We start from the raw sequence: 20446 nt of genomic DNA on the forward strand, positions 1-20446 counted from the left end.
AGGGGATTTGATTATTCCAAAATCAACAGCAACTCGTTCATCTCATCAACCTTTTCTGCCGAGCCTAAATTCTCGTACGCGCTGATCAGGTTGCGGATCACCCTGCGGATGATATCGGTATTGGAGCAGGGCTCATAAAACTGCTTGTCAGCTTTCAGGTTTAGCTGTTTCAGGAACATATCCACATCGCGGCGACCAAATATAAACCCTTTGTTAAAAGCGTTGATGTAAAACAGGATGCCGCTTTCAAATTCACTTTGCTGACTTTCATCCAGATACGCTAAAATAAAATGCTGCGGCAGATTTACACCATACACCGGTATATCCAGCTTTTGAGCCACTATAGAATAAATGATGGCCAGCGATATCTGGTTACCCTTCTTGATGTCGAGCACCTGGCTTATATAACTGTTCTGCGGATCGAGGTGATTAGAGGTATTGCCGCTAAAACCATAGATATTATAAAACACATGGTTGATCAGCTTGATCTGCTCTTTGGGGCTGGCTTCGTGCATCATCTGTATCCAGATGTCGCGTTTAATGCCTTCTATCTGGTTAATGATCTTTTGCTCGTCCAGATCAGGGTACTGATAGCGGTTAATAATCAGAATACCCTGCAACAGGTCAAACGCTCCGCTCTGATGCCAGAGTTTTAAGTCGTTCTTTAGAGTAATGAACTGGATTTCATGAACCAGGTTGGCTATACGTTCTTGCTGTATCGCGTCAAAAGCTTGTTCAAAAGCGCTTTCCAAATAAGCGATGGCCTCCACGCCATATGCCAATAGTTTGTCATGCACATGCTCATATATCTCACTATCAGGGTCGTCAAGTAAGCGGATCAGGGAATTTACTTCAGTTGGATTAATCATACGCCGTAATGCTAAAATACTAAACCTTTATTTATTTTTACAGCGATGTTAAATTTTAGGTTTGTTAAGGATTACCTGTTGCACCGCATCCGGGCTAAAAACAGGCACGGCTTACACTCTCCGTTTGTTTATCAGCTGGTTGATTCAGTTATTTACGATCATACCGCCCAAAAAACATACCACGAGATCGAAAATATCCGCAAAAAATTACTTGTTGACAATCGTGTGATCACCGTGACTGATCTGGGCGCAGGATCACATTTGAATAATAACCGCCAAAAGCGAATTGGTGACATTGCCGCCAATGCTTTAAAGCAACCCAAGCTGGCGCAACTGCTTTACCGGCTGGTTGCCCGCTTTAAACCACGCAATATTATTGAACTGGGTACCTGCCTGGGTATCACCACGCTTTACCTGCAGGAGGGTGCCCCCAGCGCCCATATTTATACCATGGAAGGCTGTCCGCAAACGGCCGGGGTAGCTAAAGAAACATTTACGCAGGCTGGTTTTAATGAGATTGAACTGATCACCGGCAACTTTGATGACAACCTACCGGGCATTATCAGCCAGCTCGACCAGCTCGACTTTGTGTTTGTAGACGGAAACCATCAAAAAGATGCCACTTTGAAATATTTTGAATGGTGCCTGCCAAAAGTGCATGAAGATACTCTGCTGATATTTGATGATATTTACTGGAGCGAAGGTATGAAGGAAGCCTGGACGCAGATCAAAGCGCATCCGCAGGTTACCGTAACGGTTGATCTGTTTTGGATCGGACTGGTATTCTTCAAATCAGGCAGAGCCGAGAAGGAGCATTTTTTGATTAGGTACTGATTGGAGCAAGGATTTTTGGAACAAAGAGCAAGGACTGGAAGAATAAATATTTTTGGAGCAATGAACAAGACAAAGGATACAAAATCCTTGCTCTTTGTTCCAAAAATCCTTACTCAAAAATCAAAACGCCTGCCCTAATCCTACATAAAATCCACTTTGTCTGGCTTCGCCGGCAATTTTTTGACCAATGCCATAGTCGGCACGTATGCTCAGGCCTTTTTCTATGTCGAAAAAGTAACGGAGACCGCCGCCGTAGTTTGGTTTCAGGTCGCTAAAACTAAAATCTTTATTAAACACCTCGCCTGTCCCTATAAAACCTACTACGCCGATCCGCTCAGTGAGGCGGTAACGCAGCTCGGTTTGCCCAACGGTAAGGTTACGATCACGGTAACGGCCATTGTAATAGCCGCGCATAATTTCGTCATTACCCAAAGTCGGCATCATAAAAAATGGCGACTGGCCGCCTATCAGGCTCTGATCCTGTATGTCTATCCCCAATACCAATTTTTTACTCAGCGAGAAAAACTGACTGTACTCAATATTAAAAAAGCCCCCTTTGTAATCAAAACCGGATAAGCCTTTGGTTAACTGTAAGGAAGTGGAGATCAATGCACCACGGGTAGTGTAAGTGTTGTTGTTGCGGCTATCGAAAATAAGGCTTGGGCCTATGTAAACACTGGTGCCACCGGTTCGGAACTGTACGCGAGGGGCGGTATAAAAAATACTGTTGGGTTGTCCGTCGCTAAAACTGTAGTGATCGCCACCGGCAACCAAACCCACATAAAAATTATCGGCTACCTTTTTTTCAGCGGCGAAGTTTAGTTTAACACGTTTCTGGCCAATCCGGTCGGTATTTGCTTTGAGGGTATTATTGCCAATGCCATAAAAATCAAAAGGAAAGTTAATATAACCAATACCTGCTGTAAAATGATATTTGTTTTGCGGAGTCCAATAACTGGTGCTCAGGCTTAGCCTGTTTTGTCCCTTAGTAGTTATGGTAGCATATCCGAAAATGTTGGATACCCGGGTATTACGGCTTACGGTATCGGTGTAAAAAGAATATAAGCCTGCACCGCCCACCTCAAGCCCGGTTTCGGGAGCGGAACTTAACACCGGTAAAATAACAAAGCTGCTTTTCTTGGTGGTATCTTTATCAAAATACATTTTCCTGATAAATTTGGGCAGGAGATGTGTTTGCGAAAACGCGGATGGAACGCTGATCAATATAAAGAGAACGGTAATAAGTTTTTTCATATATGGTATTCAGATGTGCAAATGTGCAAATTTCAGATGTGCAAATTTTGGTGATGTGTACATTTAATCAATATTTTCATCTGCGCATCTGAAATTTGTACATCCGCACATCAATAAAACATCCGCACATCTGAAATTCGCATATCTGCACATCAATATTTCATCAACACATCATTAACTCATCTGCACATCTGAAATTTGCACATCTGCACATTATAAAAATCCCTACTTTTGTGCCGAAATTTTATTGATATACTATGAGCATCACAAGAGGACCTATTTCGCAGTTTATTGAAAAAAACTATCTGCATTTTAACGCGGCAGCATTAATGGACGCGGCAAAAGGATATGAAACACACCTTGACGAAGGTGGCAAAATGATGGTTACCCTTGCCGGTGCCATGAGTACGGCCGAACTGGGCATTTCGCTGGCCGAAATGATCCGTCAGGATAAAATCGCCATTATTTCCTGTACAGGCGCCAACCTGGAAGAGGATATCATGAACCTGGTGGCGCACTCACACTATAAAAGAGTGCCTAACTATCGTGACCTGAGTCCGCAGGAAGAGTGGGATCTGCTAGAGAACCATTATAACCGTGTTACCGATACCTGTATCCCTGAGGAAGAGGCTTTCCGTCGTTTACAAAAACATATCCATAAAATATGGAAAGATGCTGATAACAGCAGTGAGCGTTATTTTCCGCATGAATACATGTACAAGATATTATTAAGCGGCGAATTGGAGCAGTATTATGAAATAGATCCAAAGAACTCCTGGATGCTGGCCGCTGCCGAAAAAAACCTGCCTATTGTTGTACCAGGATGGGAAGACAGTACTATGGGTAACATCTTTGCCTCCTATGTGATCAAAGGTGAGATCAAAGCCTCAACCATGAAGAGCGGTATTGAGTATATGGCCTGGCTTGCCGACTGGTATACCAAAAACTCATCGGGCAAGGGAATAGGGTTTTTCCAGATAGGCGGCGGCATAGCCGGCGACTTCCCGATATGCGTGGTACCGATGCTTTACCAGGATATGGAGATGCATGACGTCCCGTTCTGGAGCTACTTTTGCCAGATATCAGATTCAACTACCTCGTATGGCTCTTATTCAGGGGCGGTACCCAACGAAAAAATAACCTGGGGCAAGCTGGATATACATACCCCTAAGTTTATTGTAGAAAGCGACGCAACCATTGTTGCACCATTGATATTTGCCTGGATATTAAAACAATAATTTAAAATTCAAATATGCCGGCAATGCAGTTTGGTGTTTGAAAAATTGCATTGTTGGCCAAAAAGCCTCCCTGCGTTGTTTAAAAGGCTTTTTGTAGTTATTTAGAACGATTATAAATTATAGGTTACTGTCATTTATGTGTCAGCGATACTGTAATAAATTTTACTTTTGTGCCTGAAATAATGAGATGGAGCGTACATCTTTACAGCGGTTTCAAACATTAATATAAAAATTATTTAGCATAAATACACTTTATGAGAAATTTCTCATTGATTTTTAAACAATTCTCAAGGTCGGTTCTTCTAATTGCCGGGTTTGCTTTTTGGGGTTTTTCAAATGCTTATGCTCAGGCCGACGCGGCTAAAGGCGAAGCCATCTTCAAATCCAAATGTACTGCCTGTCATAAGATCGATCAGCAATTAATTGGCCCTGCTTTGGGTCCGCAGCTTACTGAAGAAACGGACGACAAGTACCTGATCAAATGGATCCAGAACAACCAGGCTTTGATCGCTGCCAAGAATCCTAAAGCTTTGGCGATCTATAACAAGTTCAATCAGGCAGGGATGACGGTATTTACCGAACTTTCTGACGCTGATGTAACTAACGTTATAGATTATGTGCGTACTGAATGGAAAACCATGCAGTCTGCTCCAAAACCAGGTGCCGGCGATGGTAAAACTGCGGCTGCTGAAACCGGTCCAAGCAGTATGGTTATCTGGGGTTTGGTAGCTGTTATCATTATTGCATTTATTGTAATACTGGTATTAAACAGGGTTGTAGCCACTTTAGAGCGCCTGCTGTTAAAAGGTAAAGGTGTTGTAATTGACGAAGAAGCTGAACCAACTGCCGAAGAAGTAGCCGAGGCTAAGAAAAAAGACCTGATCAAAAGGATCCTTAAAAATAAGAAGCTGGTATTCTTCATTATCCTTTGCGGTACACTTGCTATGGGCAGCTGGGGATGGGTTACCTTGTGGAACACTAACGTGCACACAGGTTACCAACCGGTACAGCCTATTAAATACTCACATGAGTTACACGCAGGTACCATGAAAATTGATTGTCAGTATTGCCACTCAGGCGCTTACAAATCAAAGAACGCTTCTATTCCTTCGCTTAACGTTTGTATGAACTGCCACAAGGTTGTTAAAACCGAGTCGCCGGAGATACATAAAATATACGATGCTTTGGGTTATGATCCAAAAACTCAAAAGTATGACAGCACCCAGGCTAAACCTATCCAGTGGATACGCGTTCACAACCTGCCGGATCTGGCTTACTTTAACCACTCACAGCACGTTAAGGTTGGCGGCATCAAATGCCAAACCTGCCATGGCCCGGTTCAAACCATGAAAGAGGTTTATCAGTATTCGCCATTAACTATGAAATGGTGTATCCAGTGCCACAAACGTACAGAAGTTAACGGTAAAGGAAACGCTTACTACGATAGCATACTTGCTGCTCACGATAAGATCAAGAAGGGCGAGAAAGTTACAGCCGCAGTGTTAGGCGGTATCGAGTGCGGCAAGTGCCACTATTAATAAATAAGAATTTTAGCATTACAGTTTATATAACTTAAATGGACAGCAATAAAAAATACTGGAAAGGTTTAGAAGAACTAAACAGAACACCAGAATTTGTTGAGAAAAATAAAAACGAATTTGCCGAGCCTATTCCAATTGAGGAAATACTCAGCGGAGATGGTTTATCTGCTAAAACCCCACGTCGCGACTTTTTAAAGGCGCTTGGGTTTGGTGTAGGAGCGGTTACCCTGGCAGCTTGTCAGCGTGTACCTGTACATAAATCAATCCCTTACCTGATCAAACCTGAAGAGGTTACACCGGGCGTAGCAAACTACTATTCTTCAAGTTACGAGGGACAGGCCATATTAGTTAAAACACGTGAAGGTCGCCCTATTAAGGTTGAGGGTAACCCTAACGATATTTTTTCAAAAGGCGGCTTAAGCGCGCAGGCTCAGGCTTCGGTTTTGGATCTGTATGATGTAAACCGTTTAAAAGATCCAAAACTGAACGGCGGTGAAGCCGGGTGGTCTGAGATCGATGCTTTTGTGATCAAAGAACTGGCCGCTATCAAAGCAGCCGGTAAAAACATCCGTTTGGTAACATCAAGCATCAACAGCCCTTCTACTTTAGCTGTAATTGCCGAATTTATTAAGCAATATCCAACTGCTAAACATGTTACTTACGATGCCGTATCCTACACAGGCATTATACAAGCCAACCAAAACAGCTTTGGTAAAGCCGTAATACCACATTACAACTTTGATAAAGCAGATGTAATTGTAAGCTTTGGCGCCGATTTCCTGGGAACCTGGATCTCTGGTGAAGAGTTTACCCGTCAGTACGTATCAAACCGTAATAACAAATCGCTGGAAAGCAAAAAGATGTCACGTCACATCCAGTTTGAAAGCGGTATGAGCCTTACCGGTACCAATGCCGATAACCGTTTAGCGATCAAACCATCAGAAGAAGGTATCGCTATCATCAACTTATACAATGCTATTTCTGGTACTACTTTACCTGGTTCAAAAAAATTAAGCAGCAAAGCAGCGGAGAACGCTATTACTATTGCCGCTAAAGAATTGGTTGCCGCTAAAGGAAAAGCTTTGGTAGTAGCAGGTTCAAATGATGTAGCTACACAGGTTTTAGTAAATGCCATCAACTCCCTGCTGGGCAGCTACGGTACTACTATCGATCTGGATAATCCATCAAAACAATACGCCGGTAACGATGCTGAGTTTGTTGAGTTTGTAAATGAGTTGGGCAGAGGTGAAGTTGCAGGTGTATTATTCCTGAACGTTAACCCGGCTTACGATTACTTTAAAGCGAAAGAATTTAAAGACGCGCTGGCTAAGGCACGTTTGAGAGTATCCTTTGCCGATCATGATGATGAAACCGCTTTAGTATCCAATGTAATAGCGCCAAACCACCATTACCTGGAGTCATGGGGCGATGCTAACGCCGTTGAAGGTTACTATACTGTTATACAGCCAACCATTAACCCGGTATATAACACCCGCCAGGCCGAGCATAGCTTACTGGTATGGGCACAAAACCCGGTTAAAGATTACTATACCTTCGTTCGTAACAACTGGAACGATAACCTGCTTGCCAAAGGTGGTTTATCTGGCCAAAAAGGCTGGGAAACCCTGTTGCAGACCGGTATGATCAAAACTACACCGAACACTGCAGGTACTTACACTTTTAACCGTGATCTGAATGCTGTAGCGCAAACTATCCTGACACACAGCGCTTCAATCGCGGCTGGTGATGGTAAGTTTGAATTGCAGGTTTATCAATCACCTGCCATAGGCGATGGTAAACGTGCCAACAACCCATGGTTACAGGAATTGCCAGACCCGGTTTCGAAAGTTACCTGGGATAACTTTGTAGCTGTTTCTGTTGCCGATATCAAAAAATTAAAACTGAGCGAAGGTGATGTGATCAAAATAACCGCTAACGGTTACACTGTTGAGTTACCTGTACTGGCCCAACCTGGTCAGGCGCAAGGTACTGTATCTATAGCTGTTGGTTATGGTCGTACCAATGCCGGTCCGGTAGGTGATAACGTAGGTAAAAACGCGTTCCCTTTCTACAGCTTCCGTAACGGAACTTTCCAAACTACCGCTGTAGTTACCGAATTTAATCCAACAGGTATCAAATCACCGCTTGCGCAAACACAAACGCACCACTCTTACGAGGGTCGTAGTGTAATCCGCGAAGCTAAATTTGCCGAATACAAAAAGAACCCAGCTGTTCACAGTGGTAATGAAAAAGGCCATAAGAACTATGACGAAGAGAGCTTATGGGATGTACCAAGCCACGATCGCCCGGTTTATGACTGGGTTATGGCTATCGACCTGAACGCCTGTACCGGTTGCGGTGCCTGCGTGGTAGCTTGTAACGCGGAGAATAACATTCCTGTAGTTGGTAAAGACGAGGTACGCCGCCGCCGCGAAATGCACTGGATTCGTATCGACCGTTATTACAGCTACGAAGAAAAAGGTGAAAACATTACCGAGGAGTACGAAATAGACAAATTAAAGGATGATGCCTTTGATAACGTAACCGTAGTGCATCAGCCAATGCTTTGTCAGCACTGTGACCACGCACCTTGCGAAACAGTTTGCCCGGTATTAGCAACCGTACACTCATCAGAAGGTTTAAACCAGATGGCATACAACCGTTGTGTGGGTACCCGTTATTGCGCAAATAACTGCCCTTACAAAGTACGCCGCTTTAACTGGTTCAACTACTGGAACGATTCACGTTTTGATAACTACCTGAACAATGAGCATACTCAACTGGTGTTAAACCCGGATGTTGTTACCCGTTTCCGCGGTGTAATGGAAAAATGCTCTATGTGCGTACAACGTATACAAGCTGGTAAACTGAAAGCTAAAATTGAAAAACGCCCGCTTAAAGACGGCGAGATCAAAATGGCTTGTCAGCAAACATGTTCTGCAAACGCTATTGTTTTTGGTAACAGAAACGATCCTAATTCAGAAGTTTCAAAAGCACTGAAGAGCGAAAGAACTTACTACGTGCTGGAAGAGTTAAACGTACAGCCAGGTATCGGTTACCAGGTAAAGGTTAGAAACGCAGTTGAATTAGAGGCTTAAAATTTTTATATACAGAGATTAAAATATATGGCATCTCATAGTGAATCAATAATAAGGGAACCGTTAATAACGGGTAATGACATTACCTATGGTCAGATCACTGACGATATATTACGTCCCGTAGAAAATATGCCAAGTAAAGCTTGGTGGATCGGTTTTACGGTAGCCTCACTCGGAGCATTACTTTGGGTATTCTCCATCAGCTACACCTTCTGGTACGGTATCGGGTCATGGGGATTAAATAAAACAGTAGGATGGGCCTGGGATATTACCGGTTTCGTGTGGTGGGTAGGTATCGGTCACGCCGGTACGCTGATCTCGGCTGTGTTATTACTATTCCGTCAAAACTGGCGTAACTCTATTAACCGCTCGGCCGAAGCGATGACTATCTTCGCGGTAATTTGCGCGGCCACCTATATCGGCGCTCACATGGGCCGCCCGTGGATGGCTGTTTATTCATTGCCTTTACCAAACCAGTACGGCTCATTATGGGTTAACTTTAACTCACCGCTGATTTGGGACGTATTCGCGATATCAACTTACTTCTCGGTTTCACTGGTATTCTGGTACACAGGTTTATTGCCGGATATGGCTTCTATCCGTGACCGCGCAACCGGTATCCGCCGCCGTATTTATTCGGTAGCTTCATTCGGCTGGACAGGCTCAGTTAAAACCTGGCAGCGTTTTGAAACCGTATCATTAATATTAGCAGGTTTATCAACACCACTGGTACTTTCGGTACACACCATCGTATCTATGGACTTTGCCACATCCCTTGAACCGGGATGGCATACTACCATTTTCCCTCCATACTTCGTTGCGGGAGCTATCTTTTCAGGTTTCGCCATGGTGCAAACGCTGTTACTGGTAACCCGTAAAGTATTAGGTCTGGAAAACTACATCACCATGTTCCACATCGAATCGATGAACAAGATTATCCTGGTAACAGGTTCGGTAGTAGGTGTGGCGTATATCACGGAGTTCTTTATCGCTTACTATTCTGGTGGCGAATATGAGCAATACACCTTCTTAAACAGGTTTATCGGTCCGTACTGGTGGGCTGCCTGTATGATGTATGGCTGTAACGTATTGATGACCCAGATGATGTGGTCAAAGAAAGTTAGAACCAATATCCCAATTTCATGGGTACTATCTATCATTGTAAATATAGGTATGTGGTTTGAGCGTTTTGTGATCATCGTTGTTTCCTTACACCGCGATTACATTCCTTCAAGCTGGGCCATGTTTTACCCAACCTGGGTTGACGTAGGTGTGTTTGTTGGATCGATCGGTATATTCTTTACCATGTTCCTGTTGTTCATCCGGGTGATGCCTTCTGTAGCGATTGCGGAAGTGAAATTACTGCTGAAGAGCGCGAGTGAGCAGGCTAAGAAGAAACAAATTGCCGAAGGTCACCTTGATCCGGCCCATGTAGAGTTCTACAAAGAGAACCTGATCAAATTTGATAGTATTGACCATTCTGAATACGAAAAAGCATAATAAAGATGAGTAGCACCAAATATATATTAGGCATTTTTGATGATCCCGATGATCTGATGCACGGGATTGACAAACTACAAAAAAATAGTGTTCCTATTTACGATGTTTACACGCCAATGCCTATCCACGGTATCGACGCTAAACTGGGTATCAGGGATTCCAGATTAGGTTACGCGGCCTTTATGTTCGGCTGTATGGGCGGTACAACCATTTTTACTTTGGTTTATTACTTCCTGGTACATGACTGGCCAATGGATATCGGCGGTAAAAACTTTTTCGCTATCCCCGATTTTATCCCCGTAACTTTTGAGTGGACAGTATTATTCGCATCATACGGTATGGCCTTTACCTTCTTTTTCGCTACGCACCTTTTCCCGGGTCGTGCACCAAGAGTAATGGACCTGAGAGCTACCAACGACAAGTTTGTGATAGCTATTGACGCAAAAGGAAATGTTCCACACGAGGATATCAACACAATATTAAAAGAAGCAGGGGCAAGTGAAGTTAAGCATAACGACAGAAAATATGTTAGCTATGAATAAATTTAGAATATTAGGAACAATAGTTATCATTATCGCTGCTTCGATTGTAGTAACGTCGTGCAAAGATAAAAGGAGTACCGGATGGGAGTACGCGCCTAATATGTACGAGCATATCGCATACGATCCGGATCAAAAGAACCCGAATTTTAAGGATGGCAAAACCGCGCAGGTACCGCCAGCCGGAACTATACCGGTAGGTTTTACCAAGTTTGATTATCCAAACACAAAAGATGGATATGAACTGGCAAGCGTTGAAGTAAAAAGTGTACTGGCCCAAACCCAGGCAAACTATAAAGAAGGAAAAATTTTGTTTGAACATTTTTGCTCTCCATGTCATGGTGTTAATGGTCAGGGTGATGGTTTGGTAACACAGCATGGTTATCCGCCGCCGCCATCCTATTCAAAAGGACAATCATCACGTGGTGGTGCCATGAAAGACTTAACAGACGGTAAAATATACCATACCATTACTTACGGTGTAAATGCAATGGGTTCATACGCTTCACAGCTGGCCCCGGAAGAACGCTGGAAAGTGATCATGTATGTTCACCATTTACAAACTTTATAAGAATTAGAACTGAATGAATACTCATAATAGTTTAGACGAGCAATTTGTTTTTACCGGTAAGGCAAAAACATGGAGTTTAGCTGCCATAGTTGTTGGTGTAATAACCATAGCCGGTGGTTTTTTACTCGGTCATGGTGAGCGCACATTTGCTAATTTATTGCTGTGTGGTTATTACTTTGCCTGCGTTTGCACGGCCGGTGTATTTTTCTGCGCCCTGCAGTATGTAGCGCAAGCAGGTTGGTCGGCATCTTTGTTGCGTGTACCACAAGCCTTTGCCAGGGTATTGCCAATAGCTGCGGTAATATTACTTGTTATCATCATAGCGGGTTTAAATTTAACTCACCATACCGAAGTTGGAGAAGGTAAGGAAGCTGTGGCCCCTTATTTATATAAATTATGGCACTTAGAGGGGGTTACTACTCCGGGCAGTGAAAACTATGATCCTGTTTTGGCAGGTAAATCCGGGTTTTTGAACATGCCGTTCTTTTTGATCCGTATAGTTGTGTTTTTAGGTGCCTATGCCATATTTGGCTGGTTACTGGCTAAATATTCTGAAACTGAAGACGAATTGGGTGGTTTGTTCTATTACAAAAAGAGCTTCACTATTTCGGCTGCATTCCTGGTAATCTTTGGTTTTACTCAACCGGTATTTTCATTTGACGTGGTAATGTCATTAGAGGCACATTGGTTCTCCACTATGTTTGGCTGGTATAACTTTGCTGCCATGTGGGTAAGTACTTTATCAATTATCACTTTAACCATTATATTATTAAGAAAGAGCGGTTACATGCAATGGATCACACAGGATCACCTGCATAACCTGGGCCAGTTAATGTTTGGTTTCTCGATATTCTGGACCTATGTATGGTTTGCACAATTCCTGCTGATCTACTACGCTAACATCCCCGAAGAAAGTGTTTACTTCCTGAGAAGATGGGAGCCTGAATTTAAACCATGGTTCTGGTTAACCATTATCCTGAACTTTATGGCACCGTTGCTGATCATCATGTCACGTGATTCAAAACGTGCTACAAGCGTATTGAAAGCTACCTGTATCATTTTGATCGTTGGTCACTGGCTTGATTATTTTATCATGATTATGCCGGGTACTATAGGTGCGCATGGCGAATGGTGGTCTCAGATAACGCCTATTGAAATTGGTGTTGCCATAGGATTTGCCGGTTTGTTTACTTACTTGATGTTGAATGCTTTAAGCAAGTTCAAGTCGCTTGTTCCTAAAAAACATCCGTTCCTGCAGGAGAGCCTTCATCATCACATATAATAATTGTTATTTTTGCAACAAAATACAGAATACCAAACTGACATTAAAATGGGATTCAGAAAACTTATAAAGTCTAAAACATTACTATCGTTTATCACAGCGTTTATGCTTTTGGGCACAAACCTGCTGATGGCGCAAACAGAAGCTACAGCAAATACCGGAGGACAACCGGATGCACCTCAGGTTGATTGGACCGGTGTTGCGTACTATTTGCTTTTATTTTTCCTGGTATGCCTTGGCGTAGCTGTAATAGGTAAAATTCTGAAGATATACGATCTTACACTTAAAATACAAGGCAAAAAAGGCATGAAATGGAACACGGTTATGGCCGTAGTTTGCCTGGTGTTCCTGATAGCAGGTTTATACGGTGCCTACTGGTCGTTTACAGTACAAGGTAGCATGACCCTGCCAGAGGCTGCTTCTGTACATGGTGTTAAAATTGATGAGATGTTCACCGTCACTACAGTTTTAACCATGATCGTGTTTTTCGTAACCCAGATATTGTTGTTTGGATTTTTATTCCAATACAGGCATTCTGATAAGCGCCGGGCTCACTTCCTGCCGCATAACAATACCATTGAAAAGATCTGGACAATTGCACCGGCCATCGTTTTAACTATACTGGTTGTGTTTGGCTTTTTCACCTGGCAAAAAATTATGGATAACACCGATGCCAAAGGTGAACCTGCTTCTATCAATGTTGACATTACCGGTCATCAGTTTGCTTGGGAACTACGTTACCCCGGCAAAGACGGCAAGTTAGGGCCTAAAGATTTCAGGCTGGTAACTGCCGCCAACAAATTAGGTGTTAACTTTAAAAAACGCAGCAGCTTTGATGACTTGCAGGTTGATACCATGTATCTTCCGGTTAATAAATCAGTTAGGTTAAATATCCAGGCGTTAGATGTAATACACTCTGTATACATGCCTCATTTCAGGGTTCAGCTTAACGCGGTTCCGGGATTACCAACCTTCTTTAAGTTTACCCCAACTATTACTACCGCGCAAATGCGCACCCAGCTTGACGATCCTAAATTTGAATACTTGGTTTATTGCAACAAAATATGCGGTGGCGGTCACTATAACATGCAAAAAGTTGTACGTGTGGTTACCGAAGCCGAATATCAGGCCTGGCTGTCAAGACAAAAACCTTACTTGAGCGATGCTTTAAGAAAGGAATTACATTTTGCCGCTGCGGATCAGCCAAAAAAAGAGTCACAAAATAGGTTAGCGTTAAATAATTAATATAGAAAGAGAAGCGATATGTCAACATTAGCAGTTCACGACCACGGAGTAGCACATCACGACGATCACGGTCACGAACATCATCATAACCAATCGTTCCTGTCTAAATATGTATTTAGTATGGATCATAAAATGATTGCCAAGCAATTCCTGATCACAGGGATCACCATGGCAGTTATTGCAATGATATTGTCTATTTTGTTCAGGATCCAGTTAGCATACCCTGAAAAAACTTTCCCATTGTTAACCACATTGTTGGGTCGTTTTGCACCTAACGGTCGTATAAGCGCCGATTTTTACCTGTCGCTGGTTACCATTCATGGTACCATCATGGTATTCTTTGTGTTAACAGCCGGCTTGAGCGGTACTTTTGCCAACTTGCTGATACCTCTTCAGGTGGGTGCACGTGATATGGCATCTCCGTTCATGAACATGTTATCCTACTGGTTCTTCTTTTTAGCCAGTGTGGTGATGTTGTCATCGTTCCTGGTTCAAAAAGGGCCCGCCAGCGGTGGCTGGACGATCTATCCGCCATTATCGGCACTACCAAAAGCGATGCCGGGTTCGGGCGAAGGTATGACCCTTTGGCTCATCAGTATGGTAATGTTCGTAGCATCTTCATTAATGGGTGGTATTAACTATGTAAGTACCGTATTGAACATGCGTACAAAAGGTATGGACCTTTGGAAAATGCCTTTAACTATCTGGGCTTTATTCCTTACCGCCATATTAGGTATCCTGGCATTCCCTGTATTAGTAGCAGGTGTGGTGTTACTGATATTTGACCGCAGCTTTGGTACCAGTTTCTACCTGTCAGACATTGTGCTGAACGGTGTACAACAACCTTATGAAGGTGGTAGCCCAATCCTGTTCCAGCACTTGTTCTGGTTCCTCGGTCACCCGGAGGTATACATCGTAATTATGCCGGCAATGGGTATTTCATCAGAGATCATGTCAGTAAACTCACGTAAACCGATCTTCGGTTACCATGCGATGGTTTACTCTCTTATAGGTATCACCGTATTATCATTTATCGTATGGGGTCACCACATGTTTGTTACGGGTATGAATCCGTTCCTGGGTGGTGTGTTCATGATCACTACGCTGATCATCGCGGTGCCATCGGCGGTAAAGACATTTAACTGGCTGGCCACCTTATGGCGCGGTAACATCAGGTTTACACCTGCTATGCTGTTTGCCATTGGTATGGTGTCATTCTTTATATCAGGTGGTTTAACAGGTATATTCCTGGGTAACGCCGCACTGGATATTAACCTGCATGATACTTACTTTGTGGTTGCTCACTTCCACCTGGTAATGGGTTCGGCAGCTATATTTGGCATGCTTGCGGGTGTTTATCACTGGTTCCCTAAAATGTTTGGAAAAATGATGGACGAGAAATTGGGCTATCTGCACTTCTGGTTAACCTTTATCGGTGCTTACCTGGTGTTTTTCCCAATGCACTTTATGGGTCTGGATGGTGTACCACGTCGTTACTATGCCTTTACCGAGTTTGTAAGCATGCAACGCTGGTTAACCGTAAATACCTTTATTACATGGGCGGCTATTATGGCGGCTTGTGCACAGGTAGCTTTCCTGTATAACTTTATATCTTCTATCTTCATCGGTAAAAAAGCCACTCAGAATCCATGGGAAGCAAATACCCTGGAGTGGACAACACCTGTTGAACATTTACATGGTAACTGGCCTGGCGAAATACCAACTGTTTACCGTTGGCCATATGATTATAGCAAGCCAGGTGCCGAAGAGGATTATATCCCTCAAACAGTTCCTTTCTCGCAAACCATGAGCTCGAACTTACCTCATGACTTTGAAGATAACCCTAAAGGTTTAGAAGAACTGAACAAGTTTAACAGCACGCTGAAAGCAAACGAACAAGTAAAATAATTTATTGAGGAGTGGTGAGTAGTGAGCAGTGAATAGTGATTGAGTTATGAGTAGTGAGTGGTGAGTTTTAATCTGAAACTCACTGCTCACCGCTCCCGCTCACTACTCACCACTCACTATTCACCACTTACTATTTCAATGGGTATATCAGCATCAAAAATCCGGTTCCAGAAAGTCACGCTCACAACAATCATTATCCTTTTTGTTTTGATACTGGCCGGTGGAGTTGTGCGTAGCTCAGGCTCAGGAATGGGATGCCCCGACTGGCCCAAATGCTTCGGAAGATATATCCCACCCACCAGCAGCGCCGATCTGCCAAAAGATTACAAGCAGAAATATGTAGACCAGCGTTTAGCCAAAAATCAACGTTTTGCTAAAACATTGGATGTATTTGGTTACAGCGACCTGGCCAAACGGATCCGTGAGGATAAATCGATCTTAGTTCCCGAAGAATTTAACGCCGAAAAAACCTGGACAGAATACATCAACCGTCTTATCGGTGCCATATCCGGCTTATTCCTGTTTTTATCAGCTGTATACGCTTTCAGCTACTGGAGCCAAAGCAAGCGAATAGCTCTTTTAAGCCTGTTTAACTTTGTACTGGTAGGTTTTCAGGCATGGTTAGGTTCTATCGTGGTTTCTACCAATTTAGTAGCGTGGATAGTTACCGTACATATGCTGCTGGCGCTGGCTATATTAGCTATTTTGATCTATACTTATCACAGAGCGAAAGTACTGGATACAAAAAAAATAAATACCGGTACGCTGGTATACGTTATCACATTACTTGCTTTACTGGCCAGTATTTTCCAGATAGCTTTTGGCACCGAGGTACGCGAACAAGTTGATGCGGTGGCTGCTCACTTTCAGGGAGGGTATCGTAATAACTGGATCAGCAGCGTGGGTGATATTTTTACTCACCACCGCGATATGGCCGTGTTAGTATTGGTGCTCAACATAATGCTATACGCTTTAATACGCAAGAATTTCGGTCGTCATTCTGTACATCAGCAATTGATGAGCTTTACTTTTTTAATGATCATGCTGCAAATAGTAACCGGTATATTATTGTCATACTGGGCTTTGCCACCAGCGGCGCAAGCCGCACACATTGTGTTAGCGAGCCTTATTTTCGGGGCACAATTTTATTTGCTGTTAAATTTATATAAACCAGTTAGTGTTAGGGGGATAAGCCGATGAATTGGAAGGATTTTTCAAAACTGGTAAAAATGCGGCTCACCCTTTTGGTGGTGTTTTCGGCATCTATATCTTTTTTGATTGGGAGTAAGGTTAACGGTCATATCGACTGGATCAACTGGGTGAAATTAATTGTAGGCGGTTTTCTGGTAACCTCGGCGGCAAATTGCTTTAACGAGATCATCGAGAAAGACCTGGATAAGCTCATGAAGCGTACCATGGATCGCCCGATTCCGTCTGGAAAAATGAATACCGGTCAGGCCCTTGTTTTGGGTTTGGGTATGGGCATGGCTGGTACTTATTTGTTAGGCAGCCTTAACCTGCTAACCGGTTTGCTATCTGTATTTTCTATTTTGTTATACGCCTTTGCTTATACACCATTAAAGCGTAAATCGCCTATAGCGGTGTTTGTTGGCGCTATTCCGGGTGCATTGCCACCACTGATTGGCTATGTAGCAGCTCACGAAAGAATTGATGAGATCGCCCTAATCCTGTTCGGGATACAGTTTGTATGGCAGTTTGTGCATTTTTGGGCTATTGCCTGGGTGTTGGATGATGATTATAAACTGGCCGGCTTCAGACTATTACCAACCGGTAACCGTAATGCAGGAAGTGCCATAATTACCTTTATATTTGCATTGATATTGCTGCCGGTAAGTTTACTGCCAACCTTTTACGGTTATGGCGGTTACTATGTAGGCGGGGTATCCTTAATTTGCAGTTTAATATTCTTATACCAGGCTTTTGGCCTGTTACGCGCACAGACCATAGAGACAGCCCGTAAATTAATGTTCGGCTCCTTTATGTATTTACCTGTAGTGCAGTTAATGTTTTTGTTTGATTTTATAGGAAAAGTGAAATGATGGCTCAGATTCAAAAAGATAACGACAGGCTTGATCTGGCTCCCAAAAAATTCAACATGTGGATATTTATATTCACGTCGTTTATGTTTTTTGCGGCTTTAACCAGCGGGTTTATCGTTTATAGTGGTGGGAAGGGGCATGGCCTTAATGTAATTATGCCCGATGCGTTTAAATACAGCACTGCCGTAATTATTATCAGCAGTATTACCCTGTTTTTGGCCTCCAAAGCCGCCAAACAATTACAGTTTGCCAAACAGCAGCTATTTTTATGGCTTACGTTTGCGCTGGGTGTAGCGTTTTTTGCTATACAGGTTTATGCCTGGTATGTATTAACCTACAAAATGAATGTGTATCTTACAGATCCAAACGCGTCCCGCTCATTTGTTTATATATTTACGGGGATGCACTTATTACACATAATTGCAGCTATATTGTTATTATTGAATACCCTTATAGGTACCTATAAGAACATTCCGCAGGTGCGTAACCTGTTTAAAATGGAAATGACCTCTATTTTTTGGCATTTTCTCGGAATTATATGGATTTATCTGTATGTTTTTTTACTTTTGAACCAAAATTAATACACCCATATATTAAGTACAAATGAGTACAGCAGTATCACAAATTGATGAAATAAAAACAACTCCATGGTCTGGAGGGAGATCACCCTTCAATGTGGAGTACGGAAAAATAATGATGTGGTTCTTTCTCCTTTCGGATGCATTTACCTTTTCATCGTTATTGATTTCTTATGGTGCATTACGTTTCAGCGCAAGCGTATGGCCGGCGGCTGATAAGGTTTTCCAATCGGTACCAGGTATGATTGACCATGGCGCGCCACTGGTTTTCGTAGGTATCATGACCTTCATCCTGATCCTGAGCTCTGTTACCATGGTATTAGCTGTGGAAGCAGGTCATCGTAACGCTAAAAAAGAAGTGATCTGGTGGATGATAGCTACTGTTATAGGTGGTTTTATGTTCCTGGGTTGCCAGGCTTTGGAGTGGGCTCACTTACATCATGAAGGTTTCTGGTGGGGAAGTACTCCAGCATTACATGAATTAAAAGAGTTTTTTACCGAAGGTGCAGGTACTGATGCAACGCGTCATTTAACGGCGCAGGAATTTGCAAACTTATTCTTTACCATCACTGGTTTTCACGGTTTCCACGTATTTACCGGAGTTATCATCAATATCATTATTACCGTTAATGTACTGTTGGGTACTTACGAAAAACGCGGTAGCTATCTAATGGTTGAAAAAGTGGGCCTTTACTGGCACTTTGTAGACCTGGTATGGGTATTCGTATTTACATTCTTTTACTTAGTATAAAAAATATTTATATGTCATCAGATTCACAAGAAGTTCACCACGAAGAAGGCGAACACGCAACAATGACCAAAGGAAGAATCATTAAAGTGGCTCTTATCTTATCGGCTATTACTGCAGTAGAGTTTATCATCGCTTTAATATTGGTGCCAAAAGGAATTTTAGCCATACAGTATGCAAACCCGGTATACATTGTTTTAACATTGTTTAAAGCGTTTTATATTGTTGCTTTCTTCATGCACTTAAAGTTTGAAAAAGTGGGTTTAGCCCTGTCTATCATTGTGCCGATACTATTTATTATAGGTTTGATCCTGGTATTGACTAACGAAAGCCATCACTGGATTACACTGAGGGGATAATGGCCGCAATAGCGAAAAAAATTGTAATCCTGGTGCTCATATTAGCAGTACCAGGATTTTTGTATTATTTACTTACCGCTAAAGGTAAGAACAGGTATAAGCCACTGGCTATTTACGGTCAAAAAATAGTGGCCAAAACCGGGCACAAATTTCACGGTAAGTACATACCCGATACCATCTATCACCAGCTGCCCGCCTTTAAGCTTACCGCGCAGGATGGTAAACCGGTAAGTGATTCAACCTTTAAGGGTAAAATATTTGTAGCCGGATTTTTTTATACCCATTGCCCGGCGGTATGCAGCACCATTAACCGTAATATGAGTTATTTGGTGGATACCTACCGTAAAAATAAGATGGTATATTTTACTTCGATCACTGTCGACCCGCAGCGCGATTCGGTATCGGTATTGAAAAAATATGCCGACAGCTTTAAGCCGGCCTCAAACCGCTGGCTGTTTTTAACCGGCGATACCACGTCTATCTACAGACTTGCCCGCCAGGGTTTCCTGGTAAACGCGTTGAAGGAAAGTGACGACGATTTTATTTATAGCGATAACCTGGTACTGATTGATTCCGAGAAACGCATCCGCGGCTATTACAAGGGCGCCAATACCAACGATATCAACCGCCTTACCGACGAGATTAAAGTATTAATAGCCGAGGAACTACGCAAAGTTGATAAACCGTTGTATTGATTTCGGATTTTTTACTTTTGTTAATTTTTAATGGTGTTAAAGAGAGCTTCGCCGTTTCGGATGTTCGATTTCGGATTTTTGCCGGTGTTAAAGAAGCTTTCGTCGTTTAGGATTTAGTATTTAGAGT

At 42.8% G+C, this 20446-nt stretch carries 18 protein-coding genes; 16 read left to right on the plus strand and 2 right to left on the minus strand.

Translation table 11 applies throughout. The features are described from left to right. Positions 1 to 11: 11 nt before the first annotated feature. Positions 12 to 869, minus strand: a complete 858-nt coding sequence (locus AB6735_RS18095) for a transglutaminase family protein (RefSeq protein WP_370997231.1) — start codon at positions 867 to 869, stop codon at positions 12 to 14. A 45-nt stretch (positions 870 to 914) separates the two neighbouring features. Here AB6735_RS18095 and AB6735_RS18100 point away from each other — a divergent pair, with 45 nt between their 5' ends. Further along, positions 915 to 1703 carry an O-methyltransferase gene (locus AB6735_RS18100; RefSeq protein WP_370997232.1) on the plus strand — a complete coding sequence of 263 codons (789 nt, stop codon included), beginning with the start codon at positions 915 to 917 and terminating at the stop codon, positions 1701 to 1703. Between the two features lie 120 nt (positions 1704 to 1823). Here AB6735_RS18100 and AB6735_RS18105 read toward each other — a convergent pair whose 3' ends face one another. Continuing rightward, the gene (locus tag AB6735_RS18105) at positions 1824 to 2957 is read right to left on the minus strand and encodes a BamA/TamA family outer membrane protein (protein ID WP_370997234.1); all 1134 of its coding nucleotides are present in this window, start codon (positions 2955 to 2957) and stop codon (positions 1824 to 1826) included. A gap of 257 nt (positions 2958 to 3214) precedes the next feature. On the opposite strand from AB6735_RS18105, the gene AB6735_RS18110 reads away from it, so the two are divergent. The 15 genes from AB6735_RS18110 (at position 3215) to AB6735_RS18180 (ending at position 20319) form a co-directional block, all read left to right on the plus strand. Further along, positions 3215 to 4195 (plus strand): deoxyhypusine synthase family protein, encoded by a 981-nt coding sequence (locus AB6735_RS18110; RefSeq protein WP_370997235.1) that lies wholly within the window; start codon positions 3215 to 3217, stop codon positions 4193 to 4195. A gap of 254 nt (positions 4196 to 4449) precedes the next feature. After that, the gene (locus AB6735_RS18115) at positions 4450 to 5733 is read left to right on the plus strand and encodes a cytochrome c3 family protein (RefSeq protein WP_370997236.1); all 1284 of its coding nucleotides are present in this window, start codon (positions 4450 to 4452) and stop codon (positions 5731 to 5733) included. Between the two features lie 38 nt (positions 5734 to 5771). Further along, positions 5772 to 8834: a TAT-variant-translocated molybdopterin oxidoreductase gene (locus AB6735_RS18120; protein WP_370997237.1), complete on the plus strand. Its 3063-nt coding sequence runs from the start codon at positions 5772 to 5774 to the stop codon at positions 8832 to 8834. 27 nt (positions 8835 to 8861) lie between these two features. Next, complete coding sequence (gene nrfD / locus AB6735_RS18125) at positions 8862 to 10334, plus strand: NrfD/PsrC family molybdoenzyme membrane anchor subunit (RefSeq protein WP_370997238.1); 1473 nt, start codon at positions 8862 to 8864, stop codon at positions 10332 to 10334. Positions 10335 to 10339: 5 nt separating this feature from the next. Continuing rightward, on the plus strand, positions 10340 to 10876 hold the full coding sequence (locus AB6735_RS18130; RefSeq protein WP_370997239.1) for a DUF3341 domain-containing protein: 537 nt from the start codon (positions 10340 to 10342) through the stop codon (positions 10874 to 10876). Then, entirely contained in the window at positions 10860 to 11444 is a 585-nt protein-coding gene (locus tag AB6735_RS18135; RefSeq protein ID WP_370997240.1) for a cytochrome c, read from the plus strand. The genes AB6735_RS18130 and AB6735_RS18135 overlap by 17 nt, the downstream gene beginning before the upstream one ends. Before the next feature lie 13 nt (positions 11445 to 11457). Beyond that, positions 11458 to 12726, plus strand: a complete 1269-nt coding sequence (locus tag AB6735_RS18140) for a quinol:cytochrome C oxidoreductase (protein WP_370997242.1) — start codon at positions 11458 to 11460, stop codon at positions 12724 to 12726. 48 nt (positions 12727 to 12774) lie between these two features. Further along, positions 12775 to 13971, plus strand: coding sequence for a cytochrome c oxidase subunit II (locus AB6735_RS18145; protein WP_370997243.1), 1197 nt, complete (start codon positions 12775 to 12777; stop codon positions 13969 to 13971). Positions 13972 to 13989: 18 nt separating this feature from the next. After that, positions 13990 to 15879 carry a cbb3-type cytochrome c oxidase subunit I gene (locus AB6735_RS18150; RefSeq protein WP_370997244.1) on the plus strand — a complete coding sequence of 630 codons (1890 nt, stop codon included), beginning with the start codon at positions 13990 to 13992 and terminating at the stop codon, positions 15877 to 15879. Positions 15880 to 16017: 138 nt separating this feature from the next. After that, a complete protein-coding gene (locus AB6735_RS18155) occupies positions 16018 to 17079 on the plus strand; it encodes a heme A synthase (RefSeq protein ID WP_370997245.1) in 1062 nt (353 codons plus the stop codon). Continuing rightward, positions 17076 to 17939: a heme o synthase gene (gene cyoE / locus AB6735_RS18160; protein ID WP_370997248.1), complete on the plus strand. Its 864-nt coding sequence runs from the start codon at positions 17076 to 17078 to the stop codon at positions 17937 to 17939. The genes AB6735_RS18155 and cyoE overlap by 4 nt, the downstream gene beginning before the upstream one ends. Further along, entirely contained in the window at positions 17936 to 18520 is a 585-nt protein-coding gene (locus tag AB6735_RS18165) for a heme-copper oxidase subunit III (RefSeq protein WP_370997249.1), read from the plus strand. The genes cyoE and AB6735_RS18165 overlap by 4 nt, the downstream gene beginning before the upstream one ends. A gap of 22 nt (positions 18521 to 18542) precedes the next feature. Then, positions 18543 to 19268, plus strand: a complete 726-nt coding sequence (locus AB6735_RS18170) for a cytochrome c oxidase subunit 3 (protein WP_370997251.1) — start codon at positions 18543 to 18545, stop codon at positions 19266 to 19268. An 11-nt stretch (positions 19269 to 19279) separates the two neighbouring features. Continuing rightward, positions 19280 to 19624 carry a cytochrome C oxidase subunit IV family protein gene (locus AB6735_RS18175; RefSeq protein ID WP_370997252.1) on the plus strand — a complete coding sequence of 115 codons (345 nt, stop codon included), beginning with the start codon at positions 19280 to 19282 and terminating at the stop codon, positions 19622 to 19624. Next, positions 19624 to 20319, plus strand: a complete 696-nt coding sequence (locus tag AB6735_RS18180) for an SCO family protein (protein WP_370997253.1) — start codon at positions 19624 to 19626, stop codon at positions 20317 to 20319. Before AB6735_RS18175 ends, AB6735_RS18180 begins: the two co-directional genes overlap by 1 nt. Positions 20320 to 20446 lie beyond the last annotated feature (127 nt).

It is taken from the genome of Mucilaginibacter sp. RCC_168 (genome assembly GCF_041355315.1).
Lineage (GTDB): Bacteria > Bacteroidota > Bacteroidia > Sphingobacteriales > Sphingobacteriaceae > Mucilaginibacter.

Excerpts from the sequence above, each read along its gene's own strand:
- AB6735_RS18095 (WP_370997231.1), bottom strand. The coding sequence starts at position 869 with ATGATTAATCCAACTGAAGTAAATTCCCTGATCCGCTTACTTGACGAC.
- AB6735_RS18100 (WP_370997232.1), top strand. The coding sequence starts at position 915 with ATGTTAAATTTTAGGTTTGTTAAGGATTACCTGTTGCACCGCATCCGG.
- AB6735_RS18105 (WP_370997234.1), bottom strand. The coding sequence starts at position 2,957 with ATGAAAAAACTTATTACCGTTCTCTTTATATTGATCAGCGTTCCATCC.
- AB6735_RS18110 (WP_370997235.1), top strand. The coding sequence starts at position 3,215 with ATGAGCATCACAAGAGGACCTATTTCGCAGTTTATTGAAAAAAACTAT.
- AB6735_RS18115 (WP_370997236.1), top strand. The coding sequence starts at position 4,450 with ATGAGAAATTTCTCATTGATTTTTAAACAATTCTCAAGGTCGGTTCTT.
- AB6735_RS18120 (WP_370997237.1), top strand. The coding sequence starts at position 5,772 with ATGGACAGCAATAAAAAATACTGGAAAGGTTTAGAAGAACTAAACAGA.
- nrfD (WP_370997238.1), top strand. The coding sequence starts at position 8,862 with ATGGCATCTCATAGTGAATCAATAATAAGGGAACCGTTAATAACGGGT.
- AB6735_RS18130 (WP_370997239.1), top strand. The coding sequence starts at position 10,340 with ATGAGTAGCACCAAATATATATTAGGCATTTTTGATGATCCCGATGAT.
- AB6735_RS18135 (WP_370997240.1), top strand. The coding sequence starts at position 10,860 with ATGTTAGCTATGAATAAATTTAGAATATTAGGAACAATAGTTATCATT.
- AB6735_RS18140 (WP_370997242.1), top strand. The coding sequence starts at position 11,458 with ATGAATACTCATAATAGTTTAGACGAGCAATTTGTTTTTACCGGTAAG.
- AB6735_RS18145 (WP_370997243.1), top strand. The coding sequence starts at position 12,775 with ATGGGATTCAGAAAACTTATAAAGTCTAAAACATTACTATCGTTTATC.
- AB6735_RS18150 (WP_370997244.1), top strand. The coding sequence starts at position 13,990 with ATGTCAACATTAGCAGTTCACGACCACGGAGTAGCACATCACGACGAT.
- AB6735_RS18155 (WP_370997245.1), top strand. The coding sequence starts at position 16,018 with ATGGGTATATCAGCATCAAAAATCCGGTTCCAGAAAGTCACGCTCACA.
- cyoE (WP_370997248.1), top strand. The coding sequence starts at position 17,076 with ATGAATTGGAAGGATTTTTCAAAACTGGTAAAAATGCGGCTCACCCTT.
- AB6735_RS18165 (WP_370997249.1), top strand. The coding sequence starts at position 17,936 with ATGATGGCTCAGATTCAAAAAGATAACGACAGGCTTGATCTGGCTCCC.
- AB6735_RS18170 (WP_370997251.1), top strand. The coding sequence starts at position 18,543 with ATGAGTACAGCAGTATCACAAATTGATGAAATAAAAACAACTCCATGG.
- AB6735_RS18175 (WP_370997252.1), top strand. The coding sequence starts at position 19,280 with ATGTCATCAGATTCACAAGAAGTTCACCACGAAGAAGGCGAACACGCA.
- AB6735_RS18180 (WP_370997253.1), top strand. The coding sequence starts at position 19,624 with ATGGCCGCAATAGCGAAAAAAATTGTAATCCTGGTGCTCATATTAGCA.